General features: G+C 33.4%; 12 protein-coding genes. 1 reads left to right on the top strand and 11 read right to left on the bottom strand.

The annotated features are described in order from the left end of the window. Positions 1-423: 423 nt before the first annotated feature. The gene (locus HYN56_RS00065; RefSeq protein ID WP_109190335.1) at positions 424-1,065 is read left to right on the top strand and encodes a peptidoglycan-binding protein LysM; all 642 of its coding nucleotides are present in this window, start codon (positions 424-426) and stop codon (positions 1,063-1,065) included. A 41-nt stretch (positions 1,066-1,106) separates the two neighbouring features. Here HYN56_RS00065 and scpA read toward each other — a convergent pair whose 3' ends face one another. From scpA to dnaA, 11 genes are all read right to left on the bottom strand, one after another. Continuing rightward, a complete protein-coding gene (gene scpA / locus HYN56_RS00060; RefSeq protein ID WP_109190334.1) occupies positions 1,107-3,245 on the bottom strand; it encodes a methylmalonyl-CoA mutase in 2,139 nt (712 codons plus the stop codon). Positions 3,246-3,540: 295 nt separating this feature from the next. After that, a complete protein-coding gene (locus tag HYN56_RS00050) occupies positions 3,541-3,777 on the bottom strand; it encodes a hypothetical protein (RefSeq protein WP_109190332.1) in 237 nt (78 codons plus the stop codon). Positions 3,778-3,808: 31 nt separating this feature from the next. After that, positions 3,809-5,173 (bottom strand): methylmalonyl-CoA mutase subunit beta, encoded by a 1,365-nt coding sequence (locus tag HYN56_RS00045; protein WP_109190330.1) that lies wholly within the window; start codon positions 5,171-5,173, stop codon positions 3,809-3,811. A 14-nt stretch (positions 5,174-5,187) separates the two neighbouring features. Further along, positions 5,188-5,520, bottom strand: coding sequence for an FtsB family cell division protein (locus tag HYN56_RS00040; RefSeq protein ID WP_091492291.1), 333 nt, complete (start codon positions 5,518-5,520; stop codon positions 5,188-5,190). 148 nt (positions 5,521-5,668) lie between these two features. Continuing rightward, positions 5,669-6,277 (bottom strand): uridine kinase, encoded by a 609-nt coding sequence (gene udk / locus HYN56_RS00035; protein WP_091492289.1) that lies wholly within the window; start codon positions 6,275-6,277, stop codon positions 5,669-5,671. Positions 6,278-6,531: 254 nt separating this feature from the next. Further along, positions 6,532-7,413, bottom strand: coding sequence for an SDR family oxidoreductase (locus HYN56_RS00030; protein ID WP_008467969.1), 882 nt, complete (start codon positions 7,411-7,413; stop codon positions 6,532-6,534). A 76-nt stretch (positions 7,414-7,489) separates the two neighbouring features. Continuing rightward, positions 7,490-8,617 carry a methionine aminotransferase gene (locus tag HYN56_RS00025; protein ID WP_109190328.1) on the bottom strand — a complete coding sequence of 376 codons (1,128 nt, stop codon included), beginning with the start codon at positions 8,615-8,617 and terminating at the stop codon, positions 7,490-7,492. A 34-nt stretch (positions 8,618-8,651) separates the two neighbouring features. Then, positions 8,652-9,110: an energy transducer TonB gene (locus tag HYN56_RS00020; protein WP_109190326.1), complete on the bottom strand. Its 459-nt coding sequence runs from the start codon at positions 9,108-9,110 to the stop codon at positions 8,652-8,654. Between the two features lie 23 nt (positions 9,111-9,133). Continuing rightward, positions 9,134-9,847 carry an SAM-dependent methyltransferase gene (locus tag HYN56_RS00015; RefSeq protein ID WP_109190324.1) on the bottom strand — a complete coding sequence of 238 codons (714 nt, stop codon included), beginning with the start codon at positions 9,845-9,847 and terminating at the stop codon, positions 9,134-9,136. A 61-nt stretch (positions 9,848-9,908) separates the two neighbouring features. Then, a complete protein-coding gene (locus HYN56_RS00010; protein WP_109190322.1) occupies positions 9,909-10,376 on the bottom strand; it encodes a low molecular weight protein-tyrosine-phosphatase in 468 nt (155 codons plus the stop codon). Positions 10,377-10,384: 8 nt separating this feature from the next. Further along, positions 10,385-11,812 carry a chromosomal replication initiator protein DnaA gene (gene dnaA, locus HYN56_RS00005; protein ID WP_091492283.1) on the bottom strand — a complete coding sequence of 476 codons (1,428 nt, stop codon included), beginning with the start codon at positions 11,810-11,812 and terminating at the stop codon, positions 10,385-10,387.

Genomic DNA, 11,812 nt, shown 5'->3' with positions numbered 1-11,812 from the left:
TTTTTTGGTCAAAAAAAGAGCTTGATCTAAAATTTTATGAAATTACGATTTTGACTGTTTTTTAATTTAGCGTAATAATAAAATAACCATTTTTTAACGACGAAATTTATAAAATTCAAAAATGAGTTTTCAGGATTTGCATAAAAATAGATCAATATATTGTAATCTATTTCTTTCTTTTTAAGCTTTTTTGCTTAAAATTAGTATAAAATTCAATTTTTTTTGCCCTTAATTTTCGCTTTTTTGATGCGAAAAATCATTGTCAAAATCTTTTGGAATCCATTATTATAGTTGGGATTAAAGCGAATTCTGTTTTTGTGTCTAAAATGGTAAAGTACTGGTTTATAGCATATTTTGAAAATGTCTTATCTTTGCACCGTAGAAATTTCAAGAGGGTGACAGCGTTTTGAAGAAAAACAATTTATGATAAAGAAATGGTATTTTTATGCGAGTTTAGTCGTTATTATTACATTTTTAAGTTTGGGATTTATTCCCTCAAACCACGAAACCAAACCTTGGTTTTTAATTGAAAAAACAGATGGATCAGAATACATTTTTCCATCAAAAGAAAAAGGGGATTATCCAAAAATCACCAACGTCCCATTCACAGGAAATCGTCTAATAGGATTTAAAGAAGCAGTTGCTTTTAAAGAATCACAAGGGCAGTACAGACTAGTAAACACTCTTGGTTATATGGGTAAATATCAATTTGGTTCTAAAGCTTTAAGAGCAATTGGAATTAATGATAACAAAGCCTTTTTAAAAGATCCTGCTCTACAAGAAAAAGCTTTTCTTACTTTGTTAGCTAAAAACAAATGGATTTTACGCTACGAAATCAAAAAGTACGAAGGTAAAATTATCAATGGTATCGAAATTACCGAATCTGGAATTTTAGCTGCAGCGCATTTAGGCGGTGCGGGTTCTGTAAAGAATTTTTTCAGGAATAATGGAGGCAGACATTTTAGAGATGCGTTCGGAACTTCTTTGAAAAGCTATATGAGAGATTTTGCAGGTTATGATTTGTCTTTTATAGAAGCAGATAATAACGCAACAGTTAACGACTAAATGAAAAAATAAAATCCCTTTTTTAAAAAGGGATTTTATTTTTAATCTATTAAGGCTTCTAAGATTTTAATTGCAGCTTCGCTGATTTTAGTTCCCGGACCAAAAACGGCCGAAGCGCCTGCATCAAATAAGAATTGATAGTCCTGTGACGGAATAACTCCTCCAACAATTACCATTATATCTTCTCGTCCGTGTTTTTTTAATTCTTCTATAACCTGAGGAACTAATGTTTTATGGCCGGCAGCCAAAGATGAAACGCCTAAAATGTGCACGTCATTTTCAACAGCTTGTTTAGCTGCTTCTGCCGGAGTTTGGAATAATGGACCAATATCTACATCAAAACCTACATCGGCATAACCCGTAGCGACTACTTTTGCACCGCGATCGTGACCGTCTTGTCCCATTTTGGCAATCATAATTCTGGGACGTCTTCCTTCTTGTTTCGCAAAAACGTCTGCCAGTTGTTTTGCTTTTTCAAAATTCTCGTCATTTTTTATTGCTGCACTATACACACCGCTAAAAGATTTAATTTGCGCTTTGAAACGACCAAAAACAGTTTCCAATGCATTACTGATTTCGCCTAATGTTGCTCTGTTTCTAGCGGCTTCAATAGCATTTTCTAATAAATTGCCTTCTCCCGTTTGTGCACAAAGGATTAATTTTTCCAGTGAATGATTTACTTTTTCAGAATCTCGCGTTCGTTTTATTTCTTCCAGACGTTCTATCTGCTGTCTGCGAACTGATTGATTGTCTACGTCCAGAATATCTAAAGGATCTTCTTTTTCTAAACGGTATTTGTTTACGCCGACAATAATATCTTGCTCGCTGTCAATTCTTGCCTGTTTTCGTGCGGCAGCTTCTTCGATTCGAAGTTTTGGAATTCCAGCTTCAATTGCTTTAGTCATTCCGCCTAGTTCTTCAACTTCTTCGATTAGTCTCCAGGTTTTTTCAACTATTTCATTGGTTAAACTTTCAACATAATAACTTCCAGCCCAAGGATCAACGGTTTTAGTAATTTTAGTTTCTTCCTGAAGATAGATTTGTGTATTACGGGCAATTCTCGCTGAGAAATCTGTTGGAAGCGCAATAGCTTCGTCTAATGCATTGGTATGAAGAGATTGTGTTCCTCCAAAAACAGCAGCTGTAGCTTCAATACAAGTTCTGGCTACGTTATTAAAAGGATCTTGTTCGGTTAAACTCCATCCGCTGGTTTGGCAATGTGTTCTTAAAGCCAAAGATTTATCACTTTTCGGATTGAACTGCGTTAATAGTTTTGCCCAAATCATACGACCGGCTCTCATTTTGGCAATTTCCATAAAATGATTCATACCAATCGCCCAAAAGAAAGACAGGCGAGGAGCAAATTCATCAATGGTCATTCCCGTAGATAATCCCGTTCTAATGTATTCTAAACCATCAGCTAGAGTATAAGCTAACTCAATATCTGCCGTAGCTCCAGCTTCCTGCATATGATATCCGGAAATAGAAATCGAATTGAACTTTGGCATTTTCTTGCTTGTAAATTCAAAAATATCGGCGATTATTTTCATTGAAGGAGTTGGCGGATAGATATACGTATTCCTAACCATAAACTCCTTTAAAATATCGTTTTGAATTGTTCCAGCTAATTTTTCTGGACTAACACCTTGTTCTTCTGCGGCGACAATATAAAAAGCCATAATAGGTAAAACGGCTCCATTCATAGTCATCGATACAGACATTTCGTCAAGCGGAATCTGATCGAAAAGTATTTTCATATCTTCAACAGAATCTATAGCAACTCCAGCTTTTCCAACATCGCCAACTACTCTTTCGTGGTCAGAATCGTAACCGCGGTGTGTTGGTAAATCAAAAGCAATGGAAAGTCCTTTTTGTCCCGCTGCTAAATTTTTTCTGTAAAAAGCATTACTTTCTTCTGCAGTCGAAAATCCTGCATACTGACGGATAGTCCACGGACGTCTTACATACATTGTAGCATACGGTCCGCGTAAATTTGGTGCAAAACCAGCTCCGAAATCCAAAAAATCTAATTCTTCTATATCTTTTTCAGAATAGTTTTTTTTGATTTCGATTCCTTCGGCAGTGGTGAAGTTTTGAGTTATAGGTTCTGAGTTATGCGTCAGTTCGTTTAACTTCTCACTTTTAACTTCTAACTTTATATGTTTAAGGTCTTTTCTCAATTTAAATTTTGTTATTTAAAATAGGTTCAAATCGCTATTTCTTGATGTATGAAAAATAGATTTTATTACGACTGAATTTTCATAAATAGAATAATGTATAGCGTATGGAAAAGTTTTAAAGAATATAATTCTAATATTATCGTACTTTACTTGAAACAAAAAAGGATTGTTTTTAATTATAGCAATACTTTTTTTGAAAGAATCGTTAAATCTAATTGCTAATTTTGGATGGATGTTTTTACACCAAAATAGTGATTCTTTATAGTCTAGTTTAGCCTTTTCAAGAATAACTATTTTATAATTCATCTTCAATTTCTTTTAAAAAATCATCAATATCAGTAACATTTTTAGGATTCTTTAAATAGTTTTCAGTTCTTTCTCTGACCTGATCAATCTGCCACTGTGGTACTTGATATTCTTTATTCTGAACAGGTAAAATAATCACTTCTACTTGATCTGCTAGAAAATCTTCAGGTAATTTGATTGTAACAGAATGATTTTTAACCGATATGATTTGTCTAATTGCTTCCATAATTATTTTTTTTACTGCCTAAAGTTAAGTTTTATTCTTGTTCCAATCTTTCCTGCTCCATTTTCTCTGCCAATCTTTTCTCGATAATTGGTATAATTAATGTTTTTCTTGGTTTTATTTTTACGAAAGGAAACAATTCCAAATCATGCTTCATTCGGTCTTCTTTGTTTGGATATTTATTGGTTCCTAAAAGAATTTCTTTTTTAGAATCGAATAATTCTTGTTCTTTATTGGCGCTTTCCTGAATTTTCTTTTTGATTGTGCCGTCGTTTAAAAGTTTTAAGAAACCTCCATTGGCTTCAATATCTTTAAATAAAGTCAAGCTTTTTTCAGCTAATTGCATCGTTAAACTTTCGATATAATAACTTCCGTCAGCAGGATTGTTTACTTTATCAAAATAGCTTTCATGTTTTAAAATCAAAAGCTGATTTCTAGCGATGCGATCTCCAAATTCGTTGTCTTTATGGTATAAAGCATCGTAAGGAAGATTAGCAATAGCATCTGCACCGCCTAAAATTGCCGACATACATTCGGTTGTAGTTCGAAGCATGTTGACGTTATAATCGTAAATTGTTTTATTGCGTTTTGTTGGTGTAACCAAAAAATGACATTTAATATTGGAATTATACTCTCCAGCAATTAAATCAAATAACATTCTAAGCGCACGAAGTTTTGCAATTTCAAAGAAATAATTGCTTCCAACCGAAATTTGAAAAACAATTGGTTTTGTAAAATCTGAATAACGATTTAAATATTCGTTTGCATGCGCTAGACTGTAAGCTATTTGTTGCGTAATATTGGCACCAGAATTTTGATATAAACCTAAATCAACACTTAAGAGATTTAAGTTAGTTGTATTTTTAAAAAGTAAATCTAAAGTTTCAAAATTATTTTTTTCTGAAGTTGTAAACCAATTTCCTTCTCTTGCTAATTGTCCGATTGGATCAAAATTACAGTAAAAGAAGGCTTTTTTCTGGATTGAAATGGTATCTAATAATTTTACGAAATCGATTGAAATAAAGCTTAAATGAAAGTAAACCATTTTGTTTTCTAAAGGAAGATTTTCCAATAGTTTTTGAACATCAATTTTATCATTTTGAATGGTAAAACGTAGACTTTCTGCACCTCTTTCTAAGGTATTTAAAGCTCTTTCTATAGATTTATCAACATCAAAAACAAAGATATTCTGGCAGATTTTAAAATCAGCAGCTTTTGTATTTACAGTGGCAGCTTTCGAAAATTCGTCGCTGTGATAAAATGGTTTTACCTGAATGTCTTCGGGAGAATTCCAGATAACAGTCTGGTTGTAATCGGCTCCATCTAATTCAAACTGAATTTTTTGTTTCCATTGTTTGGATGAAATCGGATTAAAATCGTCGAATAGGTTAGTGGCCATTATAGTTTTTTTGATTATTCTTTTTCTTGAATTGTGTCTCCTTCAAATTGAATGATATAAATATCTTCGCTGTCTTTTTTCATGAAATACTTTTCGCGCGCGTATTTCTCAATTTGTTCCGGATTTTTTAATTGTTTGATCTGTTCCTGATCTTTTTTGATTTCCTCCTGATAATACTTTTTATTATCCTCAAGTTCATGTATTTGTTCATCCAGGAAACGATGATCAAAATAAGAGTAATTGTCTAGAAATAACATCCAAACGACAAAAAAGAGCAAGACCCAAACGTATTTGTTGCCCAGGTATTTGAACCATTTTTTGTCTTTGTATGGATTTTTGAATTTCATTTTAAACGAATATTTCTTTTGAATATGATTGGTCTTTTCTAGCCCCGATAGTAGTGGAAATCCTTTTGTGCCGGGGTTCGGCACAAAAGATTGAAACGAATAGCGGGAAATAGCTCCTAATTATTATGGTTTAAATTTACAATAAAAATTATGAAATTCGCTGATTAATTACAGCACGAACGACATCAATTGCTACGGTATTGTATTTGTCATTCGGAATAATGATATCTGCAAAAGCTTTAGATGGTTCGATAAATTGCTCGTGCATAGGCTTTAAGGTTGTTTGGTAACGGTTTAAAACTTCATCAATATCACGTCCGCGTTCTGAAATATCTCTTTTTAAACGACGAATTAATCTTTCATCAGAATCTGCGTGAACAAAAATTTTGATGTCGAACATATCACGTAATTCCGGATTGGTTAGAATTAAAATTCCTTCCACAATCATTACTTTTCTTGGATGAGTTGAAACCGTATCGTCTGTTCTGTTGTGCTGTACAAAAGAATAAACAGGTTGGTCAATAGTTTCTCCTGCCTTTAAAGCTTTAAGATGATTTACCAACAAATCAAAATCGATTGCACGAGGATGATCAAAATTGATTAATGCTCTTTCGTCAAAAGACAAGTTAGTTGTTTCTTTATAGTAAGAATCCTGAGAAATTACGCCAACTTCTGTATGTGGTAATTCATTCATGATTTGGTGTACTACTGTCGTTTTTCCACTTCCAGTTCCTCCTGCAATTCCAATAATGAGCATAAAATTTTTGTTTGATTATTTGTTACGCAAAAATAATAATTTAACTGAATTGCTAAACATATTGTTTATTTTAAACCATATAAGTAATGGAAGTAAATTTAAGCAATCAGATTTTTAAACATTTTTTTACTTCATTGAACTTATATCACTTATATGGTTAAAAAGCATAAAAAAATCCCGAAAGTAAACCTTCGGGATTTCGTGCAATCAGTATAGTTTTAAAAAAATATTCTGAATTTAGTAAGCACTTGTAATTATTTATTCTTTTTTGCTTTAATCATCATTTCAAGCTGATCCCAAAGTTCTTCCGGAATTGCTTCTAATAAATTGAATTGTCCAGCACCTTTCAGCCATTCTCCTCCATCAATGGTAATTACGTCTCCGTTGATGTAAGATGAAAAATCTGAAACTAGGTAAGCAGCCAAATTGGCTAATTCCTGATGGTCTCCAACTCTTTTTAATGGCACTTTTTTAGCCATATCGAATTTCTCTGAAAGATCTCCGGGCAATAATCTGTCCCAGGCTCCTTTTGTTGGGAATGGTCCCGGTGCAATCGCGTTAGAACGAATTCCATATTTTGCCCATTCTACCGCCAGACTTCTTGTCATGGCCAGAACTCCCGCTTTTGCCGTTGCACTAGGAACTACGTAAGCAGATCCAGTCCAGGCATAAGTTGTAACTATATTTAAAATCGTTGCCGAAGTTTGTTTGGTGTCGATCCAGTGTTTTCCAAAAGCAAGTGTACAGTTTTTAGAACCTTTCAATACGATATCAATAACAGTATCAAATGCATTTGCAGATAATCTTTCGGTTGGCGAAATAAAATTTCCTGCCGCATTGTTTAAAAGAACATCAACTTTGCCAAAAACTTTTAAAGTCTCCTGAAGCATATTTTCTACTTCTTCGTAATGACGAACATCACATTGTAGCGGCAAACATTTACCTCCAGTCTGACTTTCAAGTTCGGCAGCTGTGGTTTTTAACTTCTCCAAATCTCTGGAAGTTATCGCTACCTGAGCTCCTAATTCGAGAAAATATTTGGTCATAGCTTTGCCTAAACCGCTTCCGCCGCCTGTAACGACAATGACTTTGCCTTTTAAAGCATCATCACGCAACATTTTATCTGTATAGCTCATACTTTTTCTTTTTTTGCAATATTAGTTAAATAAAATAGGATGCACGCATAATAATGTTATAAAATTTCGATAAATTTTATATTTCGCATAATTTTTTTGCTGCTGACTCTAAAGTGAAGTCATCTTTAGCAAAGCAAAAACGGATTAATTTCTGGTCTTTATGATCGGAATAAAAAGTAGAAATCGGAATAGCGGCAACGCCATTATTGATAATCAGGTTTTTACAGAAAGTTACGTCGTCGTCTTCAGAAATATTGGCATAAGAAGCAACCTGAAAGTAAGTTCCTTCGCAGGGTTTTAATTCAAATCTACTGGTTTGAAGCAGTTTCTGGAAATAATCTCTTTTTTCCTGATAGAATTTTCCCAGCAGATTTACATCAACAACATCTAAATATTCATTAATAGCAAACTGTGAAATGCTGTTGACACTGAAAACTAAAAATTGGTGTACTTTCTTAATTTCTTTCATTAAATATTCAGGAGCAATGGTATAACCAATTTTCCAGCCTGTGATATGAAATGATTTTCCAAATGAGGAAACGGTTACACAACGGTCTAAAAGAAAACTTTTGATGTGTGCTGAAATATGTTTTTCTTCAAAAGTGATGTATTCGTAAACTTCATCAGACAAAACGATGATTTCTGGATATTTGCAAAGGATTTTTTCTAATTCGAGAAAATCAGCTTCCGTTAATATTTTTCCCGTTGGATTGTGCGGATTATTGATGATAATCATTCGGCTTTTCTCTGAACAAGCTTTTTCTATTCTTTCCCAATTTGGAGTATAATCATCATTTAATGCCACTCGAACAGGTTTTGCTTTGCAAAGTAAAACAGGAGATTCATAAGAATCATAACTTGGATCGAGAATAATTACTTCATCATTTTCTTTTACTAAAGCCAGAATCGTAGTAAAAATTCCCTGTGTGGCACCAGCAGTTATCAAAAGCTCTGTTTCTGGATTTATGGTTCTGTTATAAGAATCCTGAGTCAGTTTTGCAATTTTGTTCATCAATGGAGGATATCCTGCCATTGGTGTATATTGGTGTACGTTTTCCTTCGCTAATCTTGCAACAATATCTGTTAATCTTTCATCAACAGGAAAATTTGGAAATCCCTGAGAAAGATTTATGGCATTATATTCGGCTGCCATTTTTGACATTACCGTGAAAATGCTTGTGGTTACGTTTGGGAGTTTACTCATGATGAAGTTTGATTAAGGGGAAACTTGGGAGTAATTATTTTGTAGAACTATTTACATAAATAGGCGCAGAAAAAAGAACTCTAACGGCTTTGTTGTATTGTTTTCCAGGACTCCATTTAGGGGACATTTTTAAAACACGAATTGCTTCAGCTCCAGTGTCAAAACCAATATCTCTTAATACTTTAATATCACTTAATGAACCATCTTTTTCAATTATAAAATTTAGGTATACTTTTCCTTTTATTTTCGAATTTTCTGGATTTTTATAATTTTCTTTTATAAAACGATCAAAGGCATCTTTTCCTCCGGGAAAAAAAGGAAGAATCTCTAGTCCGGCAGTATTGTAGATCTGATTTTCATCAATAATAACTTCCTCACTTTTGTAATTTTCTAAATTATCTCTTAAATTATCTGGAGTTTTCTGTTCTTTTTTAGATTGAGAAAATACATTTTGAGCAAGACAAATTAAAATCAGAATTAAAAACTTTTTCATGATTGCTAGATTTGAATGTTAGTTTACATTTTATGAATAATAAAAATCGTAGGACGTTTGTCAATATCGATTTTCAATTTCTTCCAATCTGAAACCTTCATTGTTTTAATAAATTCAGTTGGTAGTGTAATATCTGTAGCAATACATAAATGTGTGGATGGATTTAAAATCTGTAAAAGATCTTCAATCAACTTATTATTTCTATAGGGAGTTTCAATAAAAATTTGAGATTGGTTTTTATCCTGAGACAATCTTTCAAAATGTCTCAAAGCCGATTTTTTTTCGTCTTTATCAATTGGTAAATAACCATTAAAAGTGAAACTTTGCCCGTTCATTCCGGAAGCCATCATAGCCAATAAAATAGAAGAAGGGCCAACCAAAGGCACCACCTGAATTCCTTTTTCGTGTGCCAATTTTACAATTACAGCGCCGGGATCGGCAACGCCCGGACAGCCTGCTTCACTCATTAAACCCATGTTTTTGCCTTCTAATAAAGGTTTGATGAAATCTAAATGTTCGCTGGGTTCAGTACGTTTATTAAGAGTAAAAAGCACCAATTCGGATTGCTTTTTTTCAGGATAAACTGCTTTTATTGATTTTCGGGCCGTTTTGTCGTTTTCAACAATATAATGGTCAATAACTTCTATAGTTCTTCTTACAGTTTGTGGTAGAACGTCCATCGGATCGCTTTCGCCCATTGTAGTTGGAATTAAATATAGTTTTCCTAGAAGTTTCATGTGTATTGGATTAAAATTAAAAAATTCAATCATTTCTATTTTAGAAACAATTGAATTGAAGTTATACGTGTTTTTTGATTAGTTTATCCGCAATGATATCGGTTACTTCGTCAAGCATTTGATAAACATTTTCAAAACCGTTTGTAGCGCCAAAATAAGGATCGGGAACATCTACATTTTCGTCTGGAAATAATTCATTTAAAATCAAATGAATTTTATTTTTATGTTCAGGTCTTTTTGCCAAATGGCTTACATCGTTAAAGTTGGAATTATCCATTACATAGATGTAATCAAACTCGTCAAAATCACTGGTTTTTATCTGCCTTCCTTTTTGTTCGCTAATGTTGATGCCATTTTTTCGGGCAACTTCTATCGAACGTTTATCCGGACAATGGCCAACATGCCACGAACCTGTTCCTGCCGAATCGACAAAGAATTTATCTTTAGGTAATTTAGAAGCTAAAATTCCTTCTGCTAAAGGAGATCTGCAGATATTCCCTAAACAAACCATTAAGATTTTTACAGGCATGGTACGTCTTAAAGCGTTAGTTTTTTATTAATGTCTTCTACGAACTTTTTAAATTGTTTGTCTGTAGAAACTAAGTTATCGACTGTTTTACAAGCGTGAAGAACAGTTGCGTGATCACGGTCTCCAATTTGTGAACCAATATTGGCTAACGAAGCCTTAGTGAATTTTTTAGCAAAAAACATAGCTAATTGTCTCGCCTGTACCACGTGCCTTTTTCTTGTTTTCGATTGAAGTGTTTCAATGTCTAACTGGAAATAATCTGAAACGATTTTTTGAATATAATCGATAGAGATTTCTCTTTTTACATTTTTAACAAATTTCTCTACAACACTTTTCGCTAATTCAATTGTCACTTCTTTTTTATTGAAAGAAGATTGGGCAATTAATGAAATAATGGCACCTTCAAGTTCTCTAACATTGCTTTTGATGTTACGAGCTACATATTCTAAAATATCTTCCGGCATTTCAACACCATCGCGATATAAGATGTTTTTTAAGATTGAAATACGGGTTTCGTAATCAGGCTGATGTAATTCCGCAGATAATCCCCATTTAAAACGAGATAATAATCTTTGTTCAATATCCTGCATGTCAACAGGAGCTTTGTCTGAAGTTAAGATTACTTGTTTTCCGTTTTGGTGTAAATAGTTGAAAATGTGGAAAAATACATCCTGAGTTCCGGATTTTCCAGATAAGAACTGAACATCGTCAATAATTAAAACGTCAATTAATTGGTAAAAGTGAATGAAATCATTACGATTGTTCTTTTTTACAGAATCAATATATTGTTGTGTAAAAATCTCAGCAGAAATATATAAAACGGTCTTTTCCGGATATTTATCTTTTACTTCTACGCCTATAGCATGCGCTAAGTGTGTTTTTCCTAAACCAACTCCTCCAAAAATCAATAAAGGGTTAAATGAAGTTCCTCCAGGTTTGTTGGCAACAGCCATACCCGCAGAACGAGCCAAACGGTTGGAATCTCCTTCAAGGAAATTATCAAAACTATAGTTTGGATTTAACTGAGACTCAATTTTTAAATTTCTGATTCCAGGAATTACAAAAGGATTTTTTAATTCAGGATTTAAATTTTTAAACGGAGCATCAACTTCTTGCGGTTTCATCGGAACTCTGTTGGAACTTGGCAGCTGCTCGGTAAACGGCTGTTTATTTCCATAAGTGTTCTCCATTTTAATTTTATAGAGTAACTTTGCGTTTTTTCCCAGTTCTTTGGTAAGCGCAACTTTCAATAATTTTACGTAATGCTCTTCGAGCCATTCGTAGAAAAATTTACTTGGAACTTGAATGTATAATGCGTTGTCGGTTAGCTCAACTGATTTGATTGGTTCGAACCAAGTTTTATATGCTTGGTCTTGAATATTATCCTTAATAAAGGACAAACAGTTTTCCCATACCGATTGAGCAGTTTTAGTCAT

The organism is Flavobacterium crocinum (genome assembly GCF_003122385.1).
Classification (GTDB): domain Bacteria; phylum Bacteroidota; class Bacteroidia; order Flavobacteriales; family Flavobacteriaceae; genus Flavobacterium; species Flavobacterium crocinum.
The sequence above is the reverse complement of the archived record's forward strand: the minus strand, read 5'-3'. Positions and strand labels throughout refer to the sequence as shown.

Coding starts and splice junctions, on each gene's coding strand:
- HYN56_RS00065 (WP_109190335.1), top strand. CDS start 424: ATGATAAAGAAATGGTATTTTTATGCGAGTTTAGTCGTTATTATTACA.
- HYN56_RS00050 (WP_109190332.1), bottom strand. CDS start 3,777: ATGGAAGCAATTAGACAAATCATATCGGTTAAAAATCATTCTGTTACA.
- HYN56_RS00045 (WP_109190330.1), bottom strand. CDS start 5,173: ATGGCCACTAACCTATTCGACGATTTTAATCCGATTTCATCCAAACAA.
- HYN56_RS00040 (WP_091492291.1), bottom strand. CDS start 5,520: ATGAAATTCAAAAATCCATACAAAGACAAAAAATGGTTCAAATACCTG.
- udk (WP_091492289.1), bottom strand. CDS start 6,277: ATGCTCATTATTGGAATTGCAGGAGGAACTGGAAGTGGAAAAACGACA.
- HYN56_RS00030 (WP_008467969.1), bottom strand. CDS start 7,413: ATGAGCTATACAGATAAAATGTTGCGTGATGATGCTTTAAAAGGCAAA.
- HYN56_RS00025 (WP_109190328.1), bottom strand. CDS start 8,617: ATGAGTAAACTCCCAAACGTAACCACAAGCATTTTCACGGTAATGTCA.
- HYN56_RS00020 (WP_109190326.1), bottom strand. CDS start 9,110: ATGAAAAAGTTTTTAATTCTGATTTTAATTTGTCTTGCTCAAAATGTA.
- HYN56_RS00015 (WP_109190324.1), bottom strand. CDS start 9,847: ATGAAACTTCTAGGAAAACTATATTTAATTCCAACTACAATGGGCGAA.
- HYN56_RS00010 (WP_109190322.1), bottom strand. CDS start 10,376: ATGCCTGTAAAAATCTTAATGGTTTGTTTAGGGAATATCTGCAGATCT.
- dnaA (WP_091492283.1), bottom strand. CDS start 11,812: ATGACTAAAACTGCTCAATCGGTATGGGAAAACTGTTTGTCCTTTATT.